Origin of the sequence: Rouxiella badensis (assembly GCF_026967515.2) — a bacterium.
GTDB lineage: Bacteria > Pseudomonadota > Gammaproteobacteria > Enterobacterales > Enterobacteriaceae > Rouxiella > Rouxiella badensis.
In genome coordinates, this window is sequence record NZ_CP114062.1 from 3993582 (window position 1) to 4020192 (window position 26611).

The following is a 26611-nucleotide window of genomic DNA, read 5'->3' on the forward strand; positions in this document are numbered from 1 at the left end:
GATGACTCCTGAACGTTATGCGCGCATTTGCGAAATGCTGGCGGCGCGCCAGCCTGACCTGACCGTCTGCATGGAGCAGGTGCACAAGCCGCACAACGTTTCGGCAGTGATCCGTACCGCTGATGCGGTCGGCGTCAATGAAGTTCACGCCGTCTGGCCGACCAGTAAAATGCGCACCCAGGGTTCCTTTGCTGCCGGCGCAAATAGTTGGGTTCAGGTTAAAACACATAAAACGATTCAGGAAGCCGTTGCTAAAATGAAGGCAATGGGGATGCAGGTTCTGGCGACCAATCTCTCTGAAAAAGCAGTAGATTTCCGCGCTATCGACTATACCCGCCCAACCTGCATTCTGCTCGGCCAGGAAAAGACCGGCATCACGCCCGAAGCGCTGGCGCTCGCCGACAGCGACATCATTATTCCGATGGTCGGCATGGTTCAGTCGCTGAACGTTTCCGTCGCTTCTGCGCTTATCCTTTATGAAGCGCAGCGTCAGCGCCAAAATGCCGGCATGTATTCCCGAACGACCAGCCTGTTGAAAGAAAAAGAGCAGCAGCGCCTGCTGTTCGAAGGGGGTTATCCGGTGCTGGCCAACGTCGCTCAGCGCAAGAAACTGCCGCGCCCGCTTATCGATGACACCGGCAATATTGTCGCCGATGACGAGTGGTGGGCCGCGATGCAAATGACGGTTTCCAGATGAAGGGCCGCCTGCTGGATGCCGTTCCGCTTACGTCACTGACCGGCGTTGGCGCAAGTCAGGCAGAAAAGCTCGCAAAAATCGGCCTCGAAACGATTCAGGATTTACTGCTTCATTTGCCTCTGCGCTATGAGGACCGTACCCGTCTTTACGCAATCAATGATTTACTCCCCGCGATTTATGCCACCGTTGAAGGCGAAGTCCTGCGCACAGATATCAGTTTTGGTCGTCGACGCATGCTTACCTGCCAAATCAGCGACGGCACCGGACTGCTGACACTGCGTTTCTTCAATTTCAACGCCGCAATGAAAAACAGTCTGGCGCCGGGTCGGCGAGTTACCGCCTATGGCGAAATCAAACGCGGCACGCACGGCGCTGAAATCATTCATCCGGAATATCGCGTGCAGGGTGAAAACAGCGAGGTTGTGTTACAAGAATCGCTGACACCGGTCTATCCGACGACCGAAGGTATACGCCAGGCCACGCTGCGCAAGCTGACAAACCAAGCGCTTTCGCTGCTCGACACCCAGCCTATCGCCGAGCTCCTGCCGCAGGAACTCAGCCGCACACTGTTGCCACTGTCGCAGGCGCTGCATCTTCTGCATCGTCCGCCGCCGGACATGCAGCTGACCGACCTTGAGAAAGGCCAGCATCCGGCGCAGCGTCGTCTGATTATGGAAGAGTTACTGGCGCATAATCTCAGCATGCTGGCGGTAAGAGCTGGAACCCAGAGCTACAAGGCGCTGCCGCTGGTCAAAGACCATCGCCTGATGAACGCCTTCCTCGCCTCGTTGTCGTTTAGTCCGACAGGGGCGCAAAATCGCGTCGTCGCCGAGATTGAGAAAGATCTCGCGCAGGGGTATCCGATGATGCGGCTGGTGCAGGGTGACGTCGGCTCTGGTAAAACGCTGGTTGCCGCACTCGCCGCGCTCTGTGCTATTGCGCAGGGGAAACAGGTCGGTCTGATGGCACCGACCGAGCTGCTGGCGGAGCAACACGCCAATAATTTCCGTCAATGGTTTGAACCGCTGGGTATTCAGGTTGGCTGGCTAGCCGGTAAACAGAAAGGTAAGGCGCGTATTGCCCAACAGGAGGCGATTGCCAACGGACAGGTCTCGATGGTGGTCGGAACGCACGCCATCTTCCAGGAACAAATCCAATTTTCGGCGCTGGCGCTGGTCATTATCGACGAACAGCACCGTTTTGGCGTTCACCAGCGACTGGCTCTGTGGGAAAAGGGCAAACAGCAGGGTTTCCATCCGCACCAGCTGATTATGACCGCCACTCCTATTCCGCGCACGCTGGCGATGACCGCCTATGCCGATCTCGATACCTCGGTTATCGACGAACTTCCGCCGGGTCGCACACCGGTCACCACCGTCGCTATCCCTGATACCCGCCGTAACGATATTATCCAGCGGGTGAAAAGCGCCTGCATGGAAGAGAACCGTCAAGCCTATTGGGTCTGTACGCTGATTGAAGAATCAGAAATGCTTGAGGCACAGGCCGCCGAAGCCACCTGGGAAGGACTGAAAATCGCGCTGCCCGAGCTGAAAATTGGTTTGGTGCATGGCCGAATGAAGGCGCAGGAAAAACAGGCGGTGATGCAAGCCTTCAAACAGGGCGAGATCCAGCTGCTGGTCGCGACGACGGTGATAGAGGTCGGCGTCGATGTCCCTAATGCCAGCCTGATGATTATCGAAAACCCAGAGCGTCTGGGTCTTGCACAGCTGCACCAGCTGCGCGGGCGCGTTGGCCGAGGCGCTATCGCTTCCCACTGCGTGCTGCTCTACAAAACCCCGCTAAGCAAAACGGCGCAGAAGCGTTTACAGGTGCTTCGCGACAGCAATGACGGCTTTGTTATCGCCCAGCAGGATCTCGAAATTCGAGGTCCGGGTGAGCTATTAGGGACACGCCAGACGGGCAGCGCCGAGTTTAAAGTTGCGGATTTACTGCGTGACCAGGCAATGATCCCCGAGGTACAGCGCATCGCGCGACATTTACAGCAGCAATATCCCGAGCACGCACGGGCGTTGATTGAACGCTGGTTACCAGAGCGCGTTCGCTACACCAACGCCTGATTCTGCTGCAGAAAGACGGATCCTCCCGCCTATGGCTTCTCAAAGCTCAGAAATGCTGCTCTAAGCGGCATTATCCCTCATAAATGCCGTTGGCAAACGATTGCTTTTGAGCTCAATATCATGAAAAATGCCCGCTTTCGGCTTAATGGGGATGCCACCAGTGACAACAGAATCTGCCGGGCCAAACGCTCAGCATTCGGCGTCGGAAACGACACGCAGCAGTGAACTAATTTATCGGTTAGAAGACCGCCCACCTTTGCCACAAACGCTGTTTGCGGCCTGTCAGCATTTGCTGGCCATGTTCGTGGCGGTTATTACTCCGGCACTGCTTATCTGCCAGGCTCTGGGTCTGCCCGCACAAGACACGCAGCACATTATCAGCATGTCGCTGTTTGCCTCCGGTCTGGCGTCGATTCTGCAAATTAAAACCTGGGGACCGATTGGTTCAGGCCTGCTGTCGATTCAGGGCACCAGCTTTAACTTCGTTTCTCCGCTGATTATGGGCGGCATGGTGCTGAAGAACGGCGGCGCCACCGTTCCAACCATGATGGCAGCCCTGTTTGGCACCCTGATGGTCGCCTCCTGCACCGAAATTTTGCTGTCTCGCGTATTGCATCTGGCGCGCCGTATTATCACCCCGCTGGTATCGGGTATTGTGGTGATGATCATTGGGCTTTCGCTTATTCAGGTCGGATTGACCTCCATTGGCGGTGGCTATGCCGCGATGAGTAACCATACCTTTGGTTCGCCGAAAAATCTGATTCTGGCCGCCGTGGTTCTGGTGGTCATTATTCTGCTCAATCGTCAACGTAACCCGTATCTGCGCGTTGCGTCGCTGGTGATTGCGATGGCCGTCGGCTATCTGGCCGCCTGGGGCATGGATATGTTACCCGCCACTGCACCGGCAGAGTCAGGCCATCTGATCACTATTCCAACGCCGCTTTATTACGGCCTGGGTTTCGACTGGAACCTGCTTATTCCGCTGATGCTGATCTTTATGGTGACCTCGCTGGAAACTATCGGTGATATCACGGCGACCTCAGACGTCTCAGAACAGCCGGTAACCGGCCCGATTTACATGAAACGCATCAAGGGTGGCGTGCTGGCGAATGGCCTGAACTCCATGCTGTCGGCGGTGTTCAATACCTTCCCGAACTCCTGCTTTGGTCAGAACAACGGCGTTATCCAGTTGACCGGTGTAGCGAGCCGCTATGTTGGTTTCGTGGTCGCACTGATGCTTATCGTCCTCGGTCTGTTCCCGGCCGTGGCGGGCTTTGTGCAACACATTCCTGAGCCGGTTCTCGGCGGCGCGACCATCGTAATGTTCGGCACTATCGCGGCATCCGGCGTACGTATCGTGTCGAGAGAACGTCTTAACCGTCGTGCAATCATGATAATGGCGCTGTCTCTGGCCGTCGGCATGGGCGTTTCCCAGCAGCCGCTTATCCTGCAATTTGCCCCTGACTGGCTGAAGACCCTGCTGTCTTCGGGCATTGCGGCGGGCGGCATCACCGCTATCGTGCTGAACCTGATTTTCCCGCGTGAACCCTAACCTGTTATCCGCTGGCTAAATGAACGCGCTATGACGGCGGAAGGGTTATCCCTCCCGCCGTTTTTTTTGCCTGTAACATGTTAACCTATTGAGAAAGATTGCTGATTACGGCATAAACAGGTGTACATTTCCCCAACGGATACGGACCCAGACGATGAAATTTATCGGTAAATTGCTGCTGACAATAGTGCTGTTGTTGGCTCTGGCAATCGTCATACTGTACGTTTTGCTACAAACACGCTGGGCCGCGGGTCAGCTAAGCCGTTGGATAAGCGGTAACAGTGAATACCGCCTTTCGATAGATGAAATTGACCACTCGTGGTCGGCACCTTCACGTATCACGCTATCCGGCGTGAAGTTCGCCGAAAAGAATCAGCCTGACGTGCTCAACGCCGCGGAAGTTGATTTCGATCTCAGTTGGCGTCAAATCACACAGCCGCACTTCTTTGACCGCGTGGTGCTGGTCAATGGTTCGCTGAACCTTTCGCCAAAACCGCTTAATCTGCCGCTGCAGGCTAATACACTGCAACTGAATAATATTGCACTTACCGGCGATATCGAGCAGTGGAAGGTTGATGGTAAAAACGTCAATGCCGGTATTTCACCGTGGCAGCCGAGCCAAAATGCGGTTCTGGGAAGCAATGCGCAGTTCCAAATGAGTGCCGACAGGCTTGCATTGGACAATATTCCAGCGAATAACGTATTGATTCAGGGGAGAATTGATAACAAACAGCTGATGCTGAGCAATTTTGGTGCGGACATGGCGCGCGGCCAGTTGACCGGTAACGCCAGCCGCAGCACCGACGGCAGCTGGTCGGTCGATAATCTGCGCCTGAGCCATATCAGACTCCAGAGCGCACAGCCGATTTCGACCTTCTGGCAGGAGTTCGTCAAGCTGCCGAAAGTAGACATCAAACGTCTGGACCTGATTGATGCCCGACTTCAGGGGCAAAACTGGTCGTTCACCGATTTGGATATGACAGTCACCGACGTCACGCTGGAGAATGGAGACTGGCAGAGTACCGACGGCCAGCTTTCACTCAATGCTACCGACATGATTGACGGTAATCTTCACTTCATCGACCCGAATGTGAATCTCGACCTTTCGCCGCAGGGCATTGCCATCCGGCAGTTTAACACCCGCTGGGAAGGCGGATTACTGCGCACCATGGGCCACTGGGACCGTGCGAGCAAAGGGCTAAATCTCGATGAACTCAGCATCGCCTCGCTGGAATATACACTGCCGCAAAACTGGCGTCAGCTGTGGGTCGAGGCGCTGCCCGACTGGCTTTCTGACGTGTCAGTCAACAAGTTCACGGCAAACCGTAACCTGATCATCGATATTTCGCCTGATTTCCCTTTCCAACTGACCGGACTCGACGGCGTAGGCACTAACCTTAAACTGGCGCAAAATCACCAGTGGGGGATTTGGTCTGGGAATCTGAATCTCAACGCCAGCGATGCGACCTTCAACAAGAACGATGTGCGTCGCCCTTCTCTGGCACTCGAAGCCAGCAGCGACGCGGTGAAGATTACCGCGTTGAGCGCCTATACCAAGGAGGGCCTGCTCGAGGCAACGGCCAACGTAAGCCAGCAGCCGCAGCGTAATTTCTCGGTGAATTTGACCGGGCGTGCGGTACCGGCCAACGAGCTGCAAAACTGGGGATGGCCGTCACTGCCGTTGCAGGGCAATGTCAATATGCAGTTGAGCCTTCAGGGCCAGATGCCTGCCAACGTCGACTTTAAACCGACGCTCAGCGGCACACTGCACGCCAGCGCAAACGAGGGTAAGCAAATTCAGCAGCAGATGAGTCAGGGAATAGCAGGCCCAATTCAGTAATAGCAAAAAGCCCGGTCAATGCCGGGCTTTTTTACTAGTTAATCGCAGGCTCCAGGGGCGCATCAGCCGAGGCGGGCAATACCAGGTAAGTCCCCTCGAATATCGCACCTTCCCCCTCTTCACCCATCAGCTTCACCTCTAACTGGACGCGCGCCTTGCGCCCTTTAGCCAGACGGTCCAAATCACCGCTGATCGAACTGAGGTCAGCAATTGCTCTCGGGCGGCCGGTGACCGGTGAGCTATAGCGAATGTGGGCGTCGGCTAGCACAATCGTGCCGCCCAGATGGCGTTCACGCAGCAACAGCCAAATCAGGCCCCAGCCGGTCAGCGTAGCCAGAGAAAACAGGCTCCCCGCAAACAGCGTGTGGTGTGGATTCTGATTGCCGGTCTCAGGCATGGTGGTCACAAAACGCTGACCGGTGTACTGGCTTATCCGCACGCCCATCTTTTCGCTCAGCGGAATATGGTCGTACCAGGCCTGCTGCAGCTGCCCGCACCAATCGGGGCGATGGAGAATATCGTCCAGCGTGGCTATCGGTTTGATCATCAAAAAATGGCGCACCGGCGTGGTTTGCGGCGTGGTTATCTCGCCCTGATTGATGAATCCCAGCTTGGCAAAAAACTCTACCGCGTCTTCGCGCGCGCTACACACCACGCGCTTTACACCTTCCTGTCGCGCCACCGACTCCAGCGTCATCGCGACCAGCGTACCCAGCCCTTTGGCCTGTACGTCGGGGTCTACCGCCAGGAAGCGAATAGACGCCTCATTGTCGGCATTAATATATAAACGTCCAACGGCGACGGGTTCGCCCTGTTCGTCGACCACCATCTGGTGGTGCGCCATGGCATCATAAGCATCACGCTCCGAACCTTCCGGTTGGTGCAGAGGTTTGCGCAGCATTTCCCAACGAAATTTATAATAAGCGGCCAGTTCTGATTCGGTTACGGGGACTCTCAGGTGATACATAGATACTTTCTCTCTCAGGCATTGCGCCGTTGCTTCAGACCTGCAACCAGAAGGTCACAGGACCATCGTTGACCAAAGCCACTTTCATATCCGCGGCGAAACGTCCGGTTTCAGTAGGAATGCCCTTCTCACGGCACTGACCGTAGAAATACTGGTAAAGACGCTCTGCCTCGGCGGGTGCAGCACCGCGCGAAAATCCGGGGCGCATTCCTTTCTGGGTGTCGGCGGCCAGCGTGAACTGTGAAACGACCAGCAAACTGCCACCGGCCTGGGTCACGTTCAGATTCATTTTGTCATCACTGTCACCGAAGATACGATAACCCACGACTTTATCGCACAGCTTTTTGGCTTTCTGTTCGTCATCGCCCTGCTCAACGCCCAGCAAAACTAATAGCCCCGGTCCAATCTGGCCGCAAACTTCGCCGTCGACGGTCACACTGGCTTCTAATACTCGTTGAATTAACGCAATCATAAAGACTCTATTTCTCCTGCGGCGCGGTGTCTTTAACGTCTGCCCGCTCTTGTTGCTCGGCACGAAACTCACCGAGCGTGACGGTAATTTCAGCCCCTAATAATACGATACACCAGCTGACGTAGACCCAGAGAAATAAAATTGGGATCACCGCCAGCACGCCATAGATAAGCTGATAGGACGGGAACAGTTGCACGTAAAGCGCGAAGATTTTCTTGCCTAGTTCAAACAGCACACCGGCTACCAGTGCCCCCACCAGTGCATCGCCGTAGGGAACGCGCACTTTGGGCACTATTGAATAGAGCAGCCAGAATGCTATCCAGGAAATCAACAACGGCAGCACGCGCAGCAGATGGTCTACCAGCGAATGCACGCCGCTGAGGTTCAGCCAGTTGAGAGACAGCAGATAGGAACTTATCGCCACGCTGGCGACCAGCAGGATTGGGCCTAACGTCAGTACCATCCAATAGACGGCAAACAGGTAAACAATGGGGCGCTTGCTGTGGGCGTTCCATATCTTGTTCAACACGCTGTCTACGGACGCAATCAACAGCAGCGAGGTCACTATCAGACCACAGGTCCCCACGGCCGTCATCTTGCTGGAGTTCGCCACAAACTGTTCAAGATAGCGCTGAATGATATTGCCGGTCGCCGGCATAAAGTTGGCGAAGATAAAATCTTTCAGCTGGTTGCTGATATCCGAAAACACCGGAAACAGGGCGAACAGGGAAAACACCACCGCAATCAGCGGAACCAGTGAAAGCAAAGAAACATACGCAAGATGACCCGCCAACAGGGTTAATCCATCGCTGTCGGCGCGCTTGAGGAGCATATGACTAAAACGGGCTGCACACTTCAGTTTGGGATGGATCCTTGGCATTGCTTCATCCTTTAAACTTAGGTGATTTGATCGCCGCTGAAATGACGCGGCAGCGTTTGGCTGTCGGTGACCAAAATAGCCTGAATACCCAGCGCGCTAGCGGCGTTGACGTTCTCGGCCACGTCATCGAAGAATACGGCCTCCTGCGGCGTGAAGCCTTCTTTCTCCAGCACATACTTGAAGATGGCCGGGTCCGGCTTGCGCATTCCCAAATCTTGAGACAAGTATAACGCATCGGCGTTTTGCTCGATTTCTGGATAGTGAACGGGCCAGTGCTCAAGGTGAAGGCGATTGGTATTGGAAAGCACCACCACGCGATGCCCCTGCTCGCGCAAGGTTTTCATTATCGCGATAGCCTCGGGACGCACGCCGATAAATATCGACTGCCAGCCTGCGCTAAACTGCTCGAAGCTCAGCGCGATACCCATCTCATGACAGAGTTGTTCGGCAAACTGTTGGTCGCTGATTTCTCCCCGCTCGTGCTTCTGAAACACCTCTCCCAAGGTAAATCTCTCGATTAAATGAGCCAGCGGCGCACCGCTAAGATTGCTCCAGACACCCAGTACACGTTTGAAATCGATATCAATTAACACGTTGCCCATATCAAAAATATACAACATTGCACGCTCCTGATTTCAAAGATGAAGCTTACTTTATAAGTCATTAGAGGTTAGCGGTAAATCTTAGGTCTGAACAGTGACACGAATACATGCTTGTGGCTTGTATAAAGAAAAAATAGATAAAAAAAAGGGCACCCAAAGGTGCCCTCTTGACGACAAACGTTTAACCGGGAAGAAGATTAACCTTCTTTAGGACCACGGCTAGCACGTTTACGGTCGTTCTCGGTCAGGTGACGTTTACGGATACGTACAGACAGAGGAGTAACTTCTACCAGTTCGTCATCATCCAGGAACTCGATCGCCTGCTCAAGGGACATCTTGATAGCAGGAACCAGCGTGGTTGCTTCGTCAGTACCAGAAGCACGCATGTTGGTCAGTTTCTTACCGGTCAGGCAGTTAACGGTCAGGTCGTTAGAACGTGAGTGAATACCGATGATCTGGCCTTCATACACTTCTGCACCGTGACCCAGGAACAGCTTACCGCGGTCCTGCAGGCCGAACAGAGCAAACGCAACAGCTTTACCCTGACCGTTAGAGATAAGCACGCCGTTCTGACGCTGGCCGATTTCGCCCGGACGAACGTCGTCGTAGTGGCTGAAGGTTGAGTACAGCAGACCCGTACCGGAAGTCATGGTCATGAATTCGGTACGGAAACCGATCAGGCCACGAGCCGGGATCAGGTAATCGAGACGAATACGACCTTTGCCGTCAGGGATCATGTCCTTAACGTCGCCTTTACGCTCACCCATAGCTTGCATGACTGAACCCTGGTGCTGTTCTTCGATATCCAAAGTCACGTTTTCGAACGGCTCTTGCATGCGGCCATCGATTTTACGGTTGATAACTTTAGGACGAGAAACGGCCAGCTCGAAACCTTCACGACGCATGTTTTCGATCAGAACCGACAGGTGAAGTTCACCACGGCCTGAAACGCGGAATGCGTCAGAGTCTTCGGTTTCTTCAACGCGCAGTGCCACGTTGTGCACCAGCTCTTTGTTCAGACGGTCCAGAATCTGACGCGAGGTCACAAACTTACCTTCTTTACCACAGAACGGAGAGGTGTTGACGTTGAAGTACATGGTCACGGTAGGTTCATCGACGCTCAGTGCTGGCAGCGCTTCGACATTCTGTGGATCACAGATGGTGTCGGAGATGTTCAGCTCGCCCAGACCGGTGATAGCGATGATGTCGCCAGCTTCGGCAACGGTCGCTTCGATACGCTCAAGACCCATGTGGGTCAGAACTTTACCGACTTTACCGTTACGGGTTTTGCCTTCGCTATCGATGATAGTGATCTGCTGGTTAGGCTTAACGGTACCGCGCTTGATGCGGCCGATACCGATAACACCTACGTAGTTGTTGTAGTCCAGCTGAGAAATCTGCATCTGGAACGGTGCTTCAACTTCTACTTTAGGCGCAGACACGTGGTCAACGATAGCCTGGTACAGCGGAGTCATGTCTTCGGCCATATCATTATGGTCGGTACCCGCGATACCCATCAGTGCAGATGCATAGATGATTGGGAAATCAAGCTGTTCGTCGGTTGCGTCCAGGTTAACGAACAGGTCGAATACCTGATCAACAACCCAGTCAGGACGCGCGCCAGGGCGGTCAACCTTGTTGATTACCACGATCGGCTTCAGACCATTAGCAAATGCTTTTTTGGTCACGAAACGGGTTTGCGGCATCGGGCCATCCATTGCATCCACAACCAGCAGCACCGAGTCAACCATTGACATCACACGCTCTACCTCACCGCCGAAGTCGGCGTGTCCTGGGGTATCCACGATGTTGATGCGGTAGTCTTTCCAATTAATGGCGGTGTTTTTTGCGAGGATGGTAATCCCACGCTCTTTCTCCAAATCGTTGGAGTCCATTACGCGTTCGGTGGCTTCTACACGTTCTCCGAAGGTACCGGATTGTTGTAGCAGCTTATCAACCAAGGTAGTTTTACCATGGTCAACGTGGGCAATAATGGCGATGTTACGCAAATTTTCGATCACAGCTTTGCCTCAGGCATTTAGAAATATAGAAATAGCGCGCTATTGTACACGTATTAGGCTAGGTTCTAAACAAGTTCACAAGAAACTCTTGCAAACAAGTTCTGTATGGTTACTTTGCGATCCCTTTCACGGTGCAAAATCCCCCTTGACCCAAAATGGTGCACCAAAATGGTTCACCACACTCGCATTATTGAACCAAAATGGTGCACATTTCCCGTTATGGTGCATACTGAATAACCATGCAACCCGCGTAAAATGGCATTCACACCCTTTTCACAAAGTTGGCACAGATTTCGCAATCAATCATCCAGGGTGAAAAGAGTCTTATCAGAGCAACTAATAAAGCTGTTTAGGCCACACGCCATTTTCAACAATGTTTGTTTATTCGTTTCGTTCCACGACGATGACATAATGAGAAATTCGGGAGAACTAGTATGTCCGCTGAACACGTTTTTGCGATTATCAAGGAAAATGAAGTTAAATTCATCGACCTTCGCTTCACTGACACCAAGGGTAAAGAACAGCACGTTACCATCCCTGCTCACCAGGTGAGCCCAGACTTCTTCGAAGATGGTAAAATGTTCGATGGTTCTTCCATCGGTGGCTGGAAAACTATCAACGACTCAGACATGGTATTGATGCCAGATCCGAGCACCGCGGTTCTTGACCCGTTCTTTGAAGAATCAACCTTGATCATCCGTTGCGATATCGTTGAGCCAAACACGCTGCAAGGCTACGATCGCGACCCGCGTTCAACCGCAAAACGTGCTGAAGACTTCCTGAAATCTTCAGGCATCGCGGACACCGTTCTGTTCGGACCTGAGCCAGAATTCTTCCTGTTCGATGACGTGCGCTTCGGCAGCAGCATCGCAGGTTCTCATGTTGCTATCGACGATATCGAAGGCGCATGGAACACCGGTACCAAATACGAAGGCGGCAACAAAGGCCACCGTCCAGCAGTGAAAGGCGGTTACTTCCCAGTTCCTCCGGTCGACTCCTCTCAGGACCTGCGTTCTACCATGTGTCTGACCATGGAAGAAATGGGCCTGGTAGTTGAAGCTCACCACCACGAAGTCGCCACCGCTGGCCAGAACGAAGTGGCAACCCGCTTCAACACCCTGACCAAAAAAGCTGACGAAATCCAGATCTACAAATACGTGGTTCACAACGTGGCTCACGCATTTGGTAAAACTGCGACCTTTATGCCAAAACCAATGTTTGGCGATAACGGTTCAGGCATGCACTGCCACATGTCTCTGTCCAAAGACGGTAACAACCTGTTCTCTGGCGACAAATACGGCGGCCTCTCTGAGACTGCACTGTACTACATCGGTGGTATCATCAAGCACGCTAAAGCCATCAACGCTTATGCCAACCCAACCACCAACTCCTACAAGCGTCTGGTCCCGGGCTATGAAGCGCCAGTTATGCTGGCTTACTCAGCGCGTAACCGTTCTGCTTCTATCCGTATCCCACACGTTTCTAGCCCTAAAGCCATGCGTATCGAAGCTCGCTTCCCAGACCCAGCGGCTAACCCATACCTGGCGTTTGCTGCCCTGCTGATGGCTGGCCTCGACGGCATCATCAACAAAATCCATCCTGGCGATGCGATGGACAAAGACCTGTACCACCTGCCACCAGAAGAAGCGGCAGAGATCCCACAGGTTGCAGGTTCACTGGAAGAAGCGTTGAACGAACTGGACGCTGACCGTGAGTTCCTGACCCGCGGTGGCGTGTTCACCGACGACGCAATTGATGCTTACATCAATCTGCGTAAAGAAGAGAACGACCGCGTGCGCATGACGCCACACCCAGTTGAGTTCGAACTGTACTACAGCGTCTAATTCGCCGTAGCGCAAGGGAGAGGTTGGGTCCTCTCCCCAAGCTTAGCTGACTGTGCCCGAACCCCGTTCGTGGCGCAGAACAAAAATATCGAAATATTTTTTGTTGCCGTGGAAAATCTAAGCCCATCTCCGGATGGGCTTTTTTCTCCACGAATCTTTCCTGTGTTACACCACTGTCCCGACTTGTTTGGCGGGAGGCGGTTAAAATGCACCAATCAGGTGCGGGAGACTGCTGTATGGCAACTGGCAAGCTGCCCGATGCTGGGCAGATCCTCAATTCCCTTATCAACAGCGTTCTGCTGTTGGACGAAGAATTGGCCGTGCATTACGCCAATCCGGCGGCTCAGCAATTATTAGCGCAGAGTTCACGCAAGCTTTTCGGGACACCGTTACCCGATCTGGTGGGCTACTTTTCGCTCAACATTGAGCTCATGCGCGAAAGTATCGAGGCTGGGCAAGGATTTACCGACAGCGAAGTGACTCTGGTGGTAGATGGTCGAGCACACATTATGTCGCTGACCGCACAGGCTTTGCCGGAAGGTTTTATTTTGATTGAACTGGCGCCGATGGATAACCAGCGTCGCCTGAGTCAGGAACAGCTTCAGCACGCACAGCAGGTCGCCGCAAGGGATCTGATTCGCGGGCTGGCACATGAGATTAAAAATCCGCTGGGTGGTTTACGCGGTGCGGCGCAGCTGCTGTCAAAGGCGCTCCCCGATCCCGCCCTCCTGGAGTATACCAAGGTCATTATCGAGCAGGCAGACAGATTACGTAACCTGGTTGACCGGTTGTTAGGCCCACAGCGCCCAAGCCAGCATATTACGCAGAGCATCCACCAGGTTGCCGAGCGGGTTTGCCAACTGGTGTCGATGGAGAAGCCGGACAACGTGCAGCTGGTCAGGGATTACGATCCAAGCTTGCCGGAACTGGCCCACGACCCGGATCAAATAGAGCAGATCCTGCTCAACATTACCCGGAATGCCTTGCAGGCATTGGGAGAGGAAGGCGGCACTATCACGCTGAGAACGCGAACCGCATTCCAGATTACCCTGCACGGTGTGCGCTATCGCCTGGTGGCCCGCATTGATATTGAAGATGACGGTCCCGGCGTCCCTGCGCATCTGCAGGATACACTTTTTTACCCTATGGTCAGTGGCCGCGAAGGGGGTACAGGTCTGGGCCTGTCCATCGCGCGCAGTTTGATTGATCAGCATTCGGGTAAAGTTGAATTTAACAGTTGGCCAGGACACACCGAATTCTCGGTCTTCCTGCCTATTCGCCAGTGAGGTTCTTATGCAACGAGGGATAGTCTGGATCGTCGATGACGATAGCTCCATCCGCTGGGTACTTGAACGCGCGCTCACTGGAGCGGGTTTACACTGCACCACGTTCGACAGCGGCAATGAAGTATTGGATGCCATTGCGACTCAAACCCCTGACGTTTTGTTATCAGATATTCGCATGCCCGGCATGGACGGGTTGGCGCTGTTAAAACAAATCAAACAACGTCATCCGATGTTGCCGGTGATCATCATGACCGCGCACTCGGATCTGGACGCGGCAGTGAGCGCTTATCAGCAGGGGGCTTTCGACTATCTGCCGAAGCCTTTTGATATCGATGAGGCGGTTGCACTGGTTGAGCGTGCCATCAGCCACTATCAGGAACAGCAGCAGCCTGCACGCAGCCAACCGGCCAGCGGGCCGACGGCGGACATCATCGGTGAAGCACCGGCGATGCAGGACGTGTTTCGCATCATTGGTCGCCTCTCCCGGTCATCAATAAGCGTGCTGATTAACGGTGAGTCTGGTACGGGTAAAGAGCTGGTCGCTCACGCGCTGCATCGCCACAGTCCACGGGCCAAAGCCCCCTTTATCGCGCTTAATATGGCCGCTATCCCAAAGGACCTTATTGAGTCAGAACTCTTTGGCCATGAGAAAGGGGCCTTCACCGGCGCCAATCAGATTCGTCAGGGACGTTTTGAGCAGGCCGATAACGGCACGCTGTTCCTCGATGAAATCGGTGATATGCCGATGGACGTGCAAACCCGTCTGCTGCGCGTATTGGCCGACGGTCAGTTTTATCGCGTTGGCGGCTATGCACCGGTTAAGGTCGACGTCCGAATCATTGCCGCGACGCACCAGAATCTCGAGATGCGCGTGCAAGAAGGTAAATTCCGTGAAGACCTTTTCCACCGTCTGAACGTCATCCGTGTGCATCTGCCGCCGCTGCGTGAGCGCCGTGAAGACATCCCGCGTTTGGCGCGCTACTTCCTGCAAGTGGCGGCGAAAGAGCTGGGTGTTGAAGCGAAAAACCTGCATCCTGAAACCGAAACGGCGCTGACGCGTCTGCCGTGGCAGGGCAACGTTCGCCAGCTTGAAAACACCTGTCGCTGGCTGACGGTGATGGCCGCAGGTCAGGAAGTCTTGATTCAGGACCTACCTTCCGAGCTGTTCGAGAGCAGCGCACCGGAGACCGGTGGACAGAGTCTGCCCGACAGCTGGGCGACGCTGCTGGCACAGTGGGCGGACCGCGCGCTGCGTTCCGGTCATCAAAACTTGCTCTCCGAGGCACAGCCTGAAATGGAACGTACCTTGCTGACCACCGCATTGCGCCATACGCAGGGCCACAAGCAGGAAGCCGCACGTCTGCTGGGCTGGGGACGCAATACCCTCACCCGCAAGTTAAAAGAATTGGGCATGGAATAATGCCCGGCGAGACAGCTTTCAGCGCGTGATGAAAGTGTGATCTAGCCCATATATCAATAGCCTCGGCGTATTTGTCGGGGCTTTTTTATGCCTGAAACCTCCTATAGCTCGTTTGAATTATTTGTCATTGCTCACAAACTCGAAACACCATTTACCTTGCAAAAACCCACCCAACGCCCTCTCCCGATGCCAAAAATAGGCTGAAACCCTTGCTGCGAATTTTCCTAAAAGTCCCTATTATCAAGGTCAACAGGGAAATATGAACCTACTGGTACATTTTTAGTTTAAATTATCAACATAAGTTGAAGGGCCTATCATTCCCTTCAGGAATCTATTCATAAAACCAGAAGCCATTCTTAACCCCCTGTTACTGACATAATCCTTGAAAATAACCCAAAAGAAACAAGCAGCTAACAGACTGTTGCAACAATCTTATTTTTTATCTCTCCCCTACAGAGGAATGAAACATGCTGGTGACATTGAGTGTATTGATGCTCATTTTCTTTATCTTTTGCTTGATGACCAAGCGGCTTTCGGCCCTAACCGCGCTTATCATTATTCCGACCGTTTTCGCGCTGATCGGCGGTTTCTACGCCCACATCGGCAAATTCATGATGGATGGCATAAAAACCGTCGCGCCAAACGGGGTGATGATTATCTTTGCCATGCTCTATTTCATGGTGATGACCGAGGCCGGCATGTTCGACCCGCTGGTTAAGCGAGTCATTAAAGCGGTCAAAGGCGACCCGGTTAAAATCTTCCTCGGTACCGTGCTGTTGGCGTTTATCGTGGCGCTGGACGGCGACGGTGCCACTATCTACATCATCGTGCTCTCCGCCTTCCTGCCCATCTACCAGCGCCTCGGGCTGTCTCTGCCGATGGTCTGCTGCCTGCTGTTGCAGGTCTCGGGGCTGGGCAATATGGTGCCTTGGGGCGGACCGACCGCGCGGGCCGCGACGTCAATGCACGTTGAAATCGGCGATATGTTCGTTCCGATGCTGCCGGGGCTGTTGGCGAGCGCGGTGTGGACCTTCGTCCTGGCCTATATCTTTGGTCGCCGCGAGCGGGCACGTCTGGGCAACCATCTTGACCTTAATTTCGAAAATACGATCGACGAGCAGCACCGCTGCCGTGGCACAAAAACTTTCTACTTTAATTGGGTTTTAACGTTTTTGTTGATAATTGGTTTATGTATCGAAGTGTTGCCGTTAAGCTATCTGTTCATGATTGCCGCCTGTCTGGCCCTGATTGTTAACTTTCCGGACATTCAGGCGCAGAAAGAGCAGTTGGAACAACATGCCCCTCCGATTCTGGCCGTTTCCAGCCTGATTTTTGCGGCCGGGGTCTTTACCGGCGTGTTTAGCGGTACCGGCATGGTGGACGCCGTAGGCACGGCATTGCTTGATGTCATTCCTCAGTCTCTGGGTCCATATATGGCGGTGGTGACGGCGCTGCTGAGCATTCCGATGACCTGGCTGGTGTCCAACGACGTGTTCTATTTCGGCGTGCTGCCGGTGTTGGCAGATACGGCGAAGCATCACGGCATCAGCGGTATCGAGATGGCGCGCGCCTCGTTGATGGGCCAGCCGGTGCATATTCTGAGTCCGCTGGTTGCCTCCACCTACCTGGTGGTCAGCATGCTGAAGTTGGATTATTCAGAGAATCAGTACTTCACATTTAAATGGTCCCTCGTAAGCAGCCTGATCTTGATTGTCGTTTCGCTTCTTACCGGGATTTTCCCTTTTTACGCTGCATAGAGTGTTTTATGACTTGGTTATTTGAACAATGGGATTTCATCGTCATCCTGCTACAGATCATTGTAATCGACCTGCTGTTGGGCGGTGATAATGCGGTGGTTATCGCCATGGCCTGCCGGAAATTGCCGCCTCATCAACGCAACAAGGCGATTTTCATCGGTACCGCCGGAGCCATTTTGGCGCGTGTAGTCCTGTTGATCATTGCGGTCAGCCTGCTCAATCTGCCTTATCTGAAGCTGGTTGGCGGACTGCTGTTGCTGTGGATTGGTATCAAGCTGGTTGCCAACGAAGACGAAGAGAGCGACGTTAAAAGTGCGACCAGCCTGTGGAAGACGGCGATGACCATCGTGGTCGCCGACGTGGTGATGTCGCTGGACAATGTTCTGGCGGTCGCGGCGGCCGGTAAGGGGAATATTCTTCTGGTCGCGCTCGGCGTGGTGATTAGCATCCCTATCATCATCGCAGGCAGCAAACTGGTACTGGCGATTATCAACCGTTTCCCGGTGGTTATCATGCTGGGTGGCGCGCTGATTGGCTGGATTGCCGGCAGCATGTTGGTCACCGACCCGGCTATCGCCCATCTGCAAATTGCCGCCATCGCTCATTTGCCAACCATCGCCGGAGTTGTTGGCGCGCTGCTGGTCCTGGCGCTTGGCCTAGGTAAAGGCAAGCTGGACGCCAAAAAGAGCCACTAACGGTTATCGCGCGTCCAAGACATAAAAAAACCCCAGTGGATGCATTCCGCTGGGGTTTTTTCATTGTGGTGTCAGGATTACTTGAGGCTGTCAGCCGTGGTCTGCGCGATAGCAATTTCGTTCGGGTTAGCCGAGCCGCTAACGCCTACGGAGCCGATCACATTGTTGTTAAAGACAATCGGGTTGCCGCCCCCCAATGGAACCATGCCAGGAAGTGTTGCAATAGCAGGCTCTGAGCCGTTGGCACGGCCCATATATTTGTCGGTCGGTGTGTGGTAAAGCGCACCGGCACGTGCTTTAAGAATAGAGGAGTCGATGCAGCCTACCGGCGCATTGTCCATACGTTTGAATGCCAGCAGTTGACCGGCCTGATCCAGAATCGCAATACAGACGTTGGCGTGCAGGCTGTTGGCTTTATCTGTCGCCACGGTGAGCAGCTTTTCAGCGTCACTGTAGGAAAGAATAGTTTGAGTCAGCGTGGCGTTGGCAGTAAAAGCCGTCATGCTGCCCATAGAACATAATGCAGCAAGCAGTAATAATTTCTTCATTGTAGCCCCTGTAGGTAGGTGATATTTAATACGCGGTTAAATCATGGGTAAATAATATTGCTCATGAATAAGGGCCGTTCTAAAAAGGCGAACGACCAATAGTTAATTTATTTTTAGTTTTTTATTTCAGTGCGGTTAAAGCGGCTTTAGCGGCTTCGGTATCCACGTTGCCATCAGGCGTGCTTACACCAATAGCGCCGACTACCTGCCCATCCAGCTTAATTGGAATACCGCCAGAGAAAGGTAAAATACGTGGGTTGCCTAATATAAGCAAATTACCCTGAGAAACTTTTTGCTGATAAGACTCGGTTGGCTGACCGAAATAAGCCGAGGTCTTGGCTTTCTCAGGCGCCAGTACAATATTCGCAGGCGTTGCACCGTCCAAACGGTCAAAGGTAATTAATTGTCCAGCGGCATCAACAATAGCCACAGCGCCACCAATATGGTGGGTCTTAATGGTATCTTCCGCTTTTTTCAATAATACGTTCGCCTGGTCGCGCGTTAAAACGGGAACGCGGGTAATGCCATCGTCCGCTGCCTGAGCAGCAAAACCGGCCAGCAGCCCGGATACCAAGAGTGCACACATGACTTTCTTCATAGATTTCTCACTTTTTTAACACATTAAGCGGGCGCGAAAACCGCTAACCCGCCACTACAGATTTCTTTTAAATCGTTATGCTGCGCTTCTCTGCGCACCGCCGGTTTTCTTGTTGCCAAACTTCAGGCTAATCAGATGATCCAGGCTCCAGCGGCCAGGGCCGTTTAATACCAGCAAAATGAAACCTGCCGCGCAGGACGCATTCTTAAGCCATACAATCAGGTGTGGCATGGTGAACCCCTGATAAAACAGGAAACCGGCAATGATGGAGAACGCCGCCATGAACACAGAGGTAAAGCGGGTCAAAAAGCCGAAGGCGATGGCAATACTGCCCCCTACTTCGAGCAGAATAACCAACGGCAGGAAGAAACTTGGTACGCCATTCTGCGCCATCTCACTGACGTTCTGAGAATACTGGAATACCTTTTCAAGCCCTGAAGTGAAGAACAGCCCCACGGCAAGAATTCGCGCGATGACATACGCAAAATCAGACGCTTTACTCATAATATGTTTCCCTACGTTCATTAATAATGGCCATTACCCCTTCATATTTCTGGCCACAGTTTTATGCGCTGTGATTCAAAATACGGCAGGATAAAATGATATTACTTAAACTTAACCCGAATCGACTTATAACATTTGTAATACATTTTTATCACGCCGTGTTCACGAAAAGAAGTTCCAACAAGTTATGAATAGTTATCTCTTTGGTTATTTATCACGTAACGGAATTAGTTTAGAGGAAAATAATAACGAGGGATTATCTGTTTATTCCCTGGGACGATACCCAGAGAATAATAATAGTAAGCCTATTGTATCGAAGGAGATGTGGCGGTGTATAAAGAAGTATATTCTAATATTTCAGAGTTACTGTTTATTTACTGAGTGATTCGTTTACTACAGGCTACATTTAAATCAATAGACGCTCTCTTTGAAGGGCTATTGGTAATTCCAAATTTTCTCGGCTATCTGTACAAACTGTCGCGCTACCGGCGAAAGCTCACTCCAGGAATGGAACTGTAGGCCAAAGGTGCGCGGCATCACCAACAGCGGCATCGGGATTTCAACCAGCGGGATTGCGTGCTGTATCTCCTCCAGTGCGCGGCGCGAAATGAAACTCAGCAGGTTGGTTTCGACAATCACCGAATGCAGTGTGGCAATCGAGTTAGCCTCAATCTGGATACGCGGCGGTGGATATCCTCCTGCACACAGACGCTGTTCTAGCCATTGACGGGTCGCGACCTTCTTCGACGGCAGCAGCCAGTTGTACTGGTCGAGCTGCTCCGAAGTAGGATGGACCCCCGCCAGTGGATGGTCTTTGCTGGCCACCAGCACGACAGGGTCGTCGAGCAGCGGGCGGGCGATAAACTCGTGACTTTTGTCCGGCAAAAAGCCGAGGATAATATCGAGCTGTTTTTCTCGCATCGTAGACTGTAGCAGGTCATTCATGCCGACTTTCACGTCAAGACGCACACTCGGAGCCTCAATCAACAGCCTTTTTGCCAACTGAGGCAGCATGAATTCGGCCGCCGTTGCCGCCGCGCCGAGGCGAATATAGCCCGCAGTGCCATCCGCCAGCGCGCCCATATCTCGCTGAGTGATTTCCATGTCTTGTACGATTTTTTGAGCCCGCTCACAAAGTAGCAACCCCGCTTCAGTCAAACGGATCCCTCTTCCGACCTTTAAAATCAATCGTGTGTTATAGATTTTTTCTAATCTTTGAATGCATTTTGTTAGCGCGGGTTGAGTAATACCAAGGGTTATAGCGGCTCTTCCCAGATGCCCGGTGTCCTGAATAGCCAGGAAATAGCGTAGGTATTTCAGTTCCATTCCATTCCTCGTAGGAATCAATAAATAAAATTCAGGCGTTATGATTTATCTTTTAACAGTGCCAATATGGGTAAAAATAGCACTGGAGTAGCGTATGACCTATAAGTTTTTAATGACCGCACCGGCACTGGGTGCAGCTGGCCGCAAAGTCTTGGCGGACGCGGGTTGCGAGGTAGATTACCTGCAAAATGCCAACGACGAAAAAGAAGTGGAACAGCTGATGGAAACCCGGGCTTACGATGCCGTTATTTCCCGCACCGTGAACCTGACGGCCAAGGCTATCGCCTCCTGCCCGTCACTAAAAATCATTTGCAAGCACGGCGTGGGCGTGACCAACATTGACGTGGCAGCCGCCACCGAACGCGCTATTCCGGTACTGACCACGCCTGCAACCAATGCGCAGTCCGTGGCCGAACTGACCGTCGGACTGATGCTGAGCGCAGCGCGCCAGCTGCCTTTCTTCCAGCAGGAAATTGCCGAGGGCCGCTGGACCCGTAGCAGCCAAGGGATTGAGCTGTCCGGCAAGACGTTGGGCCTGGTGGGCTATGGCGAAATCGGTCGTCGCGTAGCGCACATTGCCAAAGCCATCGGCATGCGTACGGCATTTTTTGACCCGGCCATTGCGCCGGGTACCGATACGTCCGATGCGATACAATATTCTTCTCTGCAAGAGCTGTTAAAAAACAGCAACGTACTAAGTCTGCACTGTCCGGTTAACAAGGCGACTCGCCTGATGCTTAACGCCGACACACTGGCACAGCTTCCCGACAGCGCAATCGTTATTAATACCTCACGCGGTGAGCTGATTGACGAACCGGCCCTGGTTCAGGCGCTAACAGAGGGCAAAATTGCGGCGGCAGGTCTTGATACCGTTGCCGTCGAGCCGTTACCGCTCGACCACCCTTTCCGTCAATTCAGCAATATTGTTATGACTCCGCACATTGGCGGAACAACCCCTGAGGCGCTGGATGCCGTATCTCGCTCGGCCGCGCAGCAGTGTTTAGATTTCTTACAACAGAATCGAATCAATATTCGTGCCTGTGTAAATCCTGAATCCCTGAAGAAAGGAGAGTAACGAATGACTTCTCGCAGCGAATGGCCAGCAGGCTACTTTATCGGTCAACGCGACAACGTGCCTGACTCTGCCACCATCGAGGCATTCCGCCGCCTGCCGGTTCCAAACATCGGCGACACCATGGGCCGCAGCACCGCTGCACTTGGCCTACAGCCTTACCACGCCGACAACAAAGTTGTGCTGTGTGGCCCGGCTCTGACGGTAAAAGTACGCCCCGGCGACAACCTGATGATTCACAAAGCCATTGAGATGGCACAGCCGGGCGACGTTATTGTCGTTGACGGTTCAGGTGACCTGACTCAGGCGCTGATTGGCGGTCTGATGCGCACTTCTGCACTGACCAAGAAAATCGCAGGCTTCGTGATTGATGGCGCGATCCGCGATCTGAACGAATGGGCAGAAGGCGGCATTGCCGTGTTCGCTCGCGGTAATACGCTGCGCGGCCCAAGCAAAGACGGTCCGGGTAAAGTGAATGTGCCAATCTCCTGCGCCGGTCTACTGGTTAACCCAGGCGATCTCATTGTGGGCGATGCGGATGGCGTTATCGCCATCCCTTATGAAGAGCTGCAGGACCTGCTGCCAAAAGTACAAAAACACGCCGAGCGTGAAGAGCAAATCAGGGCGCACAACGCCTCAGGCACCACAGATCCTGAGCGTTTCAATAGCTTACTGCGCTCAAAAGGTTGCCCGGTCTAAGCAACCTTCTAGATTTTGAACGACCTTAGGGGTGGCAACACCCCGTTTTGCCGCACACCTTACGCAATGTGGCATTGTAAGAACGCGGCCTGGGCAACGGATGCTATTCCCCTGTCTACAAGCGAACTCCGTATCAACCTCTAAGCATTATTTTGAACAGGAGCTGGCATGAAACTCATGGTAAAAACACTCACTCTGACTATTGGTCTGTTATTGGCAACGGGACTGCAGGCAAAAGATCAACTGCCTCCGACACTTCCCACTCAGCAAGATGCCCGTTTGCAACAAATGGCAACTTCTGCACACGTTTGGAACGGCGTGACGGTAACAAAAGAGGGTCGTATTTTCGCCTCCTTTACCCAGTCTGAAGGCCCGGGTCTGGAACTCGGTGAAGTCGGTGAGAACGGAAAAATCACCCCTTACCCTGACGCGGACTGGAACCAGTGGAAACCTTCCGATCCTGAGCATCACTTCCTCCACGTAAACGCCCTCCGCGTTGGGCCAGACGGTTACCTGTGGGCGGTAGACTCGGGTAATACTGGCATCGGTACCGGTGCAAAATCGGTAGACGGTGGCGCTAAACTGGTGAAGATTGATCTCTCCACCAATAAGGTGGTCAAAACCTATCTTATCAAGCCACCGGTGCTTAAACCTGCCAGCTATATCGATGACGTGCGCTTCAACGGCCACTTCGCCTATATGACGGATCCTGGTGCCGTAGGCTTAGTCGTGCTGGACCTGAATACCGGCAAGGCACACCGCGTACTGGACAACGAGCCGCTGTCGATTGACCACACGCCAATCTATGCCGACGGCAAAAAACTCATCCTGCCAAACGGCAAGGAAAAACGCGTGGGTCTGGACCAGCTGGAAGTGTCTCCTGACGGTAAATGGCTGTACTACCAGGCAATTCCAGGTCCATTAGCCCGTATCGAAACCCGCTATCTGGACGATGCTTCCCTGCCAGCCAGCGAAGTGAACAAGCACGCCAAGAAATTCCTTGATACCTGGAGCACTGGCGGAACCGCCATTGACAGCGAGGGCAATATCTACGCGTCTGACATCAACACCCGTTCCATCAAACGCATTACCCCAGAGGGTAAAGTTTCGACGGTGGTCTCCGACCCGCGTCTGGTCTGGATTGATGCCATGTGGGTAAGCGACGGCGCGCTGTGGATGCCATCGGGTCAAATCAACCGCACGCCTGCCACCACCGGCGGCAAACCTTCAACGGTTGAATATCCGGTTAAAATCTACAAACTGCCTCTGCCGATCAAACCTTCACCGATCGATCATCAGTAAGCGTTATTTCGCAGCAGGATGCAGACACTGAAAAACAGCCGCTAAGCGGCTGTTTTTTATGTGAAATATCAGATAAAAATCAGATTACCCGCGAGAACTGCCGCTGGCGAACCTGCTGACGGAGATAGCTGTCGAAGCACATACAGATGTTGCGCACCAGCAGTCGTCCTTTCGGCGTGACTACAATGCCGTTCTCCCCGATGTCTACCAGACCGTCCTGTGCGAGAGGCGCGAGCAGCGCCAAATCTTCGGCGAAATAGTCTCTGAAACTCACGCCGTGTGATTGCTCAATCTCCGCGAAATCCAGCGCGAAATGGCAAATGAGTGATTTAATGACATCGCGGCGCAGGCAATCTTCATCTGTCATCCTCAGACCACGCCACAGCGCATGGCCGTTAGCCTCAACCTGCGCATAGTAAGTTTTCAGGTCTTTTTCATTCTGCGCATAGGTATCCCCGATCGTGCTAATCGCCGAGACGCCAAGCCCCAGCAGGTCGCTTTCACCCTGCGTGGTATATCCCTGAAAATTACGGTGCAGTTCGCCATTGCGCTGAGCAATCGCCAGCTCGTCCTGCGGGCGGGCAAAGTGGTCCATGCCGATAAACTGGTAACCTGATTCGGTCAGCGACGCGATGCTCTGCTGCAATATGCGTAGCCTGTCTTCGGCACTGGGTAAATCGGCCTCTTTGATTTTCCGCTGAGCGGCGAAAAGCGTGGGCATATGCGCATAGTTAAACACGCTTAGCCTGTCGGGATTCAGCTCAGCCACACGACGGAGCGTCAGGGCAAAACTCTCGGGAGTCTGCTTCGGCAGGCCGTAAATCAGGTCGATGTTGGTAGAACTGAAGCCCAGCGCCTTGGCTCGTTCAACAAGCGCAAAGATAAACTCCTCGTCCTGAACCCGATTCACCTTCTGCTGGACCTCTTTATTGAAATCCTGCACGCCCATGCTGAGGCGGTTGAATCCCTCAAGGCGTAAATGATCCAGTACATCCAATTCGATTTCACGCGGATCAAGCTCCAGTGACATTTCGATATTGGGCATAAAATTGAAGTGTTTACGCAGCAGGGCGACGAGTCGGCTTATCTGCGATTTATTAAGATAGGTTGGGGTGCCGCCTCCCCAATGCAGCTGGCTGACCTGTCGGTCTGCAAACAACGAGGCACGATGCACTATCTCTTTTTCCAGCACGCTCAGATATTCTTCAGCTTTATGCTGCTGGCGTGTCACCAGCTTGTTGCAGCCGCAGAAATAACAAAGCCGGTGGCAAAAAGGGATATGCACATAAAGGGAAAGGTGCCGCTCGGGGAAGCGCGTTGTCGCCTGCTCAAAGGCGTCATTGCTGTACTCGGGGCTGAATTCTAACGCTGTGGGGTAAGACGTGTATCGCGGTCCAGAGTAGTTATACTTCTGAATCATCGCCATATCCCATTCGATAGCCTGTGCAGACATACTGACTCCTTAATAGAAAGTGAGGAGCCCGTGCGTCACCACGGACTTTTATCGCCCGTCGAGTTTACGACGCCTTACCGGTCGTCGCGCCACAGGCGGCTTGTTGAACATTTTTGAAGAACCAATACGGCGCAGGCGGGACTTCTGTCTCGACAGGCGTTGTAGTCTACATAACAGGCAGGTAACAAAACATACAAAGAATAGGGTTATTGCTATTACAATGACATTCATCAACCAGACCTGCCGTTAAGGTAAAAATAATGGGTAAAGTTCAGGGTCAGAATGAGACGTTAAACAGCTTGGTCTCCGTCAACAGACAGTAAAGCTGACAGTCTGAATCGACGTCCAGCTTGCTCATGGCCCGCAGCTTGTGCGCACTCACCGTCTTAATACTCAAATTCATTCTGTTAGCAATGCTGGTCAGATTCAGCCCTTTACACAGTAACCGCAGGACCTCCATTTCCTTTAAAGAGACGTCTTTTCCGCTGCGATCTCCGCCCTGAAAGAGAGACTTCATCATACCCTTTTCGACATAAACTTCATTATTCAATACCGAGACGATAACCCGCTCCAGCGTCTTCTCGCAGATATCCATGCTGATATAACCGGTCGCCCCCATCTCGAGGATGGTACGCATCAGGCTCGGGTGCTTATAGGGCGAGATAACAATAATCTTGAGATCGGGGTATTTTTTGGTTAACCATTTTATTAACGCATAACCGTCTAGCGATGAAATAGGATTGCTATTTTCTTTGGTGCTAAGCGAATACCCCAGAATAAGTAGGTCTACGCTATTGCTGGATAAAATATTGACCAGCTCATTAGGCGTGGAAGTATCAGCAATAATATTATAGCCACCGGTCGGGTCTTCACCCAGCTGCTCGCCATAATGCATATTATTTATAAGGGAAATGACGCCTTTGCGCACAAGCCTCAGCTCATCGGCTATTACAATATTTATACACATAATTACCTTCAGTAGAATTCTATTGTTAACA

Annotated in this window: 23 protein-coding genes; 12 read left to right on the top strand and 11 right to left on the bottom strand. The window is 52.9% G+C overall.

Features of this window, described 5'->3' with window-relative positions; genetic code table 11:
* Position 1: 1 nt before the first annotated feature.
* The 4 genes from trmH to O1V65_RS18435 all read left to right on the top strand — a co-directional run bounded on the left by trmH (position 2) and on the right by O1V65_RS18435 (position 6167).
* The gene (gene trmH / locus O1V65_RS18420; protein WP_017493938.1) at positions 2-697 is read left to right on the top strand and encodes a tRNA (guanosine(18)-2'-O)-methyltransferase TrmH; all 696 of its coding nucleotides are present in this window, start codon (positions 2-4) and stop codon (positions 695-697) included.
* A complete protein-coding gene (gene recG, locus O1V65_RS18425) occupies positions 694-2775 on the top strand; it encodes an ATP-dependent DNA helicase RecG (protein WP_269130532.1) in 2082 nt (693 codons plus the stop codon). Before trmH ends, recG begins: the two co-directional genes overlap by 4 nt.
* 151 nt (positions 2776-2926) lie before the next feature.
* Positions 2927-4327, top strand: coding sequence for a nucleobase:cation symporter-2 family protein (locus O1V65_RS18430; RefSeq protein ID WP_017493936.1), 1401 nt, complete (start codon positions 2927-2929; stop codon positions 4325-4327).
* Positions 4328-4481: 154 nt separating this feature from the next.
* Entirely contained in the window at positions 4482-6167 is a 1686-nt protein-coding gene (locus tag O1V65_RS18435; RefSeq protein ID WP_084913211.1) for an AsmA family protein, read from the top strand.
* Positions 6168-6201: 34 nt separating this feature from the next.
* Here the strand turns inward: O1V65_RS18435 and fabY are convergent, their stop codons facing one another.
* The 5 genes from fabY to typA all read right to left on the bottom strand — a co-directional run bounded on the left by fabY (position 6202) and on the right by typA (position 11109).
* The gene (gene fabY / locus O1V65_RS18440) at positions 6202-7134 is read right to left on the bottom strand and encodes a fatty acid biosynthesis protein FabY (protein ID WP_084913210.1); all 933 of its coding nucleotides are present in this window, start codon (positions 7132-7134) and stop codon (positions 6202-6204) included.
* 34 nt (positions 7135-7168) lie between these two features.
* The gene (gene dtd / locus O1V65_RS18445; protein ID WP_084913209.1) at positions 7169-7606 is read right to left on the bottom strand and encodes a D-aminoacyl-tRNA deacylase; all 438 of its coding nucleotides are present in this window, start codon (positions 7604-7606) and stop codon (positions 7169-7171) included.
* A 7-nt stretch (positions 7607-7613) separates the two neighbouring features.
* The gene (locus O1V65_RS18450; protein WP_017493932.1) at positions 7614-8486 is read right to left on the bottom strand and encodes a virulence factor BrkB family protein; all 873 of its coding nucleotides are present in this window, start codon (positions 8484-8486) and stop codon (positions 7614-7616) included.
* Between the two features lie 17 nt (positions 8487-8503).
* Positions 8504-9106 (bottom strand): glucose-1-phosphatase, encoded by a 603-nt coding sequence (yihX, locus tag O1V65_RS18455; RefSeq protein WP_084913208.1) that lies wholly within the window; start codon positions 9104-9106, stop codon positions 8504-8506.
* Positions 9107-9285: 179 nt separating this feature from the next.
* Positions 9286-11109 (bottom strand): ribosome-dependent GTPase TypA, encoded by a 1824-nt coding sequence (typA, locus tag O1V65_RS18460; protein ID WP_017493410.1) that lies wholly within the window; start codon positions 11107-11109, stop codon positions 9286-9288.
* Positions 11110-11543: 434 nt separating this feature from the next.
* On the opposite strand from typA, the gene glnA reads away from it, so the two are divergent.
* From glnA to O1V65_RS18485, 5 genes are all read left to right on the top strand, one after another.
* Positions 11544-12953 carry a glutamate--ammonia ligase gene (gene glnA, locus O1V65_RS18465; RefSeq protein ID WP_017493411.1) on the top strand — a complete coding sequence of 470 codons (1410 nt, stop codon included), beginning with the start codon at positions 11544-11546 and terminating at the stop codon, positions 12951-12953.
* Between the two features lie 236 nt (positions 12954-13189).
* A complete protein-coding gene (gene glnL / locus O1V65_RS18470) occupies positions 13190-14239 on the top strand; it encodes a nitrogen regulation protein NR(II) (RefSeq protein ID WP_017493412.1) in 1050 nt (349 codons plus the stop codon).
* Positions 14240-14246: 7 nt separating this feature from the next.
* Complete coding sequence (glnG, locus tag O1V65_RS18475; RefSeq protein ID WP_017493413.1) at positions 14247-15659, top strand: nitrogen regulation protein NR(I); 1413 nt, start codon at positions 14247-14249, stop codon at positions 15657-15659.
* 467 nt (positions 15660-16126) lie between these two features.
* Positions 16127-17416: a CitMHS family transporter gene (locus O1V65_RS18480; protein WP_017493414.1), complete on the top strand. Its 1290-nt coding sequence runs from the start codon at positions 16127-16129 to the stop codon at positions 17414-17416.
* Between the two features lie 8 nt (positions 17417-17424).
* On the top strand, positions 17425-18111 hold the full coding sequence (locus O1V65_RS18485; RefSeq protein WP_017493415.1) for a TerC family protein: 687 nt from the start codon (positions 17425-17427) through the stop codon (positions 18109-18111).
* Positions 18112-18188: 77 nt separating this feature from the next.
* Here O1V65_RS18485 and O1V65_RS18490 read toward each other — a convergent pair whose 3' ends face one another.
* The 4 genes from O1V65_RS18490 to O1V65_RS18505 form a co-directional block, all read right to left on the bottom strand.
* Positions 18189-18659 carry a GlcG/HbpS family heme-binding protein gene (locus O1V65_RS18490; protein ID WP_017493416.1) on the bottom strand — a complete coding sequence of 157 codons (471 nt, stop codon included), beginning with the start codon at positions 18657-18659 and terminating at the stop codon, positions 18189-18191.
* 121 nt (positions 18660-18780) lie between these two features.
* Positions 18781-19257, bottom strand: a complete 477-nt coding sequence (locus tag O1V65_RS18495; RefSeq protein WP_017493417.1) for a GlcG/HbpS family heme-binding protein — start codon at positions 19255-19257, stop codon at positions 18781-18783.
* Positions 19258-19332: 75 nt separating this feature from the next.
* A complete protein-coding gene (locus tag O1V65_RS18500) occupies positions 19333-19761 on the bottom strand; it encodes a DoxX family protein (protein ID WP_017493418.1) in 429 nt (142 codons plus the stop codon).
* Between the two features lie 435 nt (positions 19762-20196).
* On the bottom strand, positions 20197-21087 hold the full coding sequence (locus tag O1V65_RS18505) for a LysR family transcriptional regulator (RefSeq protein ID WP_269129924.1): 891 nt from the start codon (positions 21085-21087) through the stop codon (positions 20197-20199).
* Between the two features lie 94 nt (positions 21088-21181).
* Here O1V65_RS18505 and O1V65_RS18510 point away from each other — a divergent pair, with 94 nt between their 5' ends.
* The 3 genes from O1V65_RS18510 to O1V65_RS18520 all read left to right on the top strand — a co-directional run bounded on the left by O1V65_RS18510 (position 21182) and on the right by O1V65_RS18520 (position 24160).
* Positions 21182-22162, top strand: coding sequence for a hydroxyacid dehydrogenase (locus O1V65_RS18510; RefSeq protein ID WP_017493420.1), 981 nt, complete (start codon positions 21182-21184; stop codon positions 22160-22162).
* 3 nt (positions 22163-22165) lie between these two features.
* On the top strand, positions 22166-22858 hold the full coding sequence (locus O1V65_RS18515; RefSeq protein WP_017493421.1) for an RraA family protein: 693 nt from the start codon (positions 22166-22168) through the stop codon (positions 22856-22858).
* Between the two features lie 168 nt (positions 22859-23026).
* Positions 23027-24160, top strand: a complete 1134-nt coding sequence (locus O1V65_RS18520) for a major royal jelly family protein (RefSeq protein ID WP_227956173.1) — start codon at positions 23027-23029, stop codon at positions 24158-24160.
* A gap of 79 nt (positions 24161-24239) precedes the next feature.
* On the opposite strand, the gene hemN is transcribed toward O1V65_RS18520, so the two are convergent.
* Positions 24240-25613, bottom strand: a complete 1374-nt coding sequence (gene hemN, locus O1V65_RS18525; protein WP_017493423.1) for an oxygen-independent coproporphyrinogen III oxidase — start codon at positions 25611-25613, stop codon at positions 24240-24242.
* A 277-nt stretch (positions 25614-25890) separates the two neighbouring features.
* Positions 25891-26580: a LuxR C-terminal-related transcriptional regulator gene (locus O1V65_RS18530; protein WP_084913207.1), complete on the bottom strand. Its 690-nt coding sequence runs from the start codon at positions 26578-26580 to the stop codon at positions 25891-25893.
* Positions 26581-26611 lie beyond the last annotated feature (31 nt).

Excerpts from the sequence above, each read along its gene's own strand:
- recG (WP_269130532.1), top strand. The coding sequence starts at position 694 with ATGAAGGGCCGCCTGCTGGATGCCGTTCCGCTTACGTCACTGACCGGC.
- O1V65_RS18515 (WP_017493421.1), top strand. The coding sequence starts at position 22,166 with ATGACTTCTCGCAGCGAATGGCCAGCAGGCTACTTTATCGGTCAACGC.
- hemN (WP_017493423.1), bottom strand. The coding sequence starts at position 25,613 with ATGTCTGCACAGGCTATCGAATGGGATATGGCGATGATTCAGAAGTAT.
- glnG (WP_017493413.1), top strand. The coding sequence starts at position 14,247 with ATGCAACGAGGGATAGTCTGGATCGTCGATGACGATAGCTCCATCCGC.
- trmH (WP_017493938.1), top strand. The coding sequence starts at position 2 with ATGACTCCTGAACGTTATGCGCGCATTTGCGAAATGCTGGCGGCGCGC.
- O1V65_RS18505 (WP_269129924.1), bottom strand. The coding sequence starts at position 21,087 with ATGGAACTGAAATACCTACGCTATTTCCTGGCTATTCAGGACACCGGG.
- O1V65_RS18500 (WP_017493418.1), bottom strand. The coding sequence starts at position 19,761 with ATGAGTAAAGCGTCTGATTTTGCGTATGTCATCGCGCGAATTCTTGCC.
- fabY (WP_084913210.1), bottom strand. The coding sequence starts at position 7,134 with ATGTATCACCTGAGAGTCCCCGTAACCGAATCAGAACTGGCCGCTTAT.
- glnL (WP_017493412.1), top strand. The coding sequence starts at position 13,190 with ATGGCAACTGGCAAGCTGCCCGATGCTGGGCAGATCCTCAATTCCCTT.
- O1V65_RS18450 (WP_017493932.1), bottom strand. The coding sequence starts at position 8,486 with ATGCCAAGGATCCATCCCAAACTGAAGTGTGCAGCCCGTTTTAGTCAT.
- O1V65_RS18430 (WP_017493936.1), top strand. The coding sequence starts at position 2,927 with ATGCCACCAGTGACAACAGAATCTGCCGGGCCAAACGCTCAGCATTCG.
- O1V65_RS18530 (WP_084913207.1), bottom strand. The coding sequence starts at position 26,580 with ATGTGTATAAATATTGTAATAGCCGATGAGCTGAGGCTTGTGCGCAAA.
- glnA (WP_017493411.1), top strand. The coding sequence starts at position 11,544 with ATGTCCGCTGAACACGTTTTTGCGATTATCAAGGAAAATGAAGTTAAA.
- dtd (WP_084913209.1), bottom strand. The coding sequence starts at position 7,606 with ATGATTGCGTTAATTCAACGAGTATTAGAAGCCAGTGTGACCGTCGAC.
- O1V65_RS18510 (WP_017493420.1), top strand. The coding sequence starts at position 21,182 with ATGACCTATAAGTTTTTAATGACCGCACCGGCACTGGGTGCAGCTGGC.
- O1V65_RS18480 (WP_017493414.1), top strand. The coding sequence starts at position 16,127 with ATGCTGGTGACATTGAGTGTATTGATGCTCATTTTCTTTATCTTTTGC.
- O1V65_RS18520 (WP_227956173.1), top strand. The coding sequence starts at position 23,027 with ATGAAACTCATGGTAAAAACACTCACTCTGACTATTGGTCTGTTATTG.
- O1V65_RS18435 (WP_084913211.1), top strand. The coding sequence starts at position 4,482 with ATGAAATTTATCGGTAAATTGCTGCTGACAATAGTGCTGTTGTTGGCT.
- O1V65_RS18490 (WP_017493416.1), bottom strand. The coding sequence starts at position 18,659 with ATGAAGAAATTATTACTGCTTGCTGCATTATGTTCTATGGGCAGCATG.
- O1V65_RS18495 (WP_017493417.1), bottom strand. The coding sequence starts at position 19,257 with ATGAAGAAAGTCATGTGTGCACTCTTGGTATCCGGGCTGCTGGCCGGT.
- O1V65_RS18485 (WP_017493415.1), top strand. The coding sequence starts at position 17,425 with ATGACTTGGTTATTTGAACAATGGGATTTCATCGTCATCCTGCTACAG.
- yihX (WP_084913208.1), bottom strand. The coding sequence starts at position 9,106 with ATGTTGTATATTTTTGATATGGGCAACGTGTTAATTGATATCGATTTC.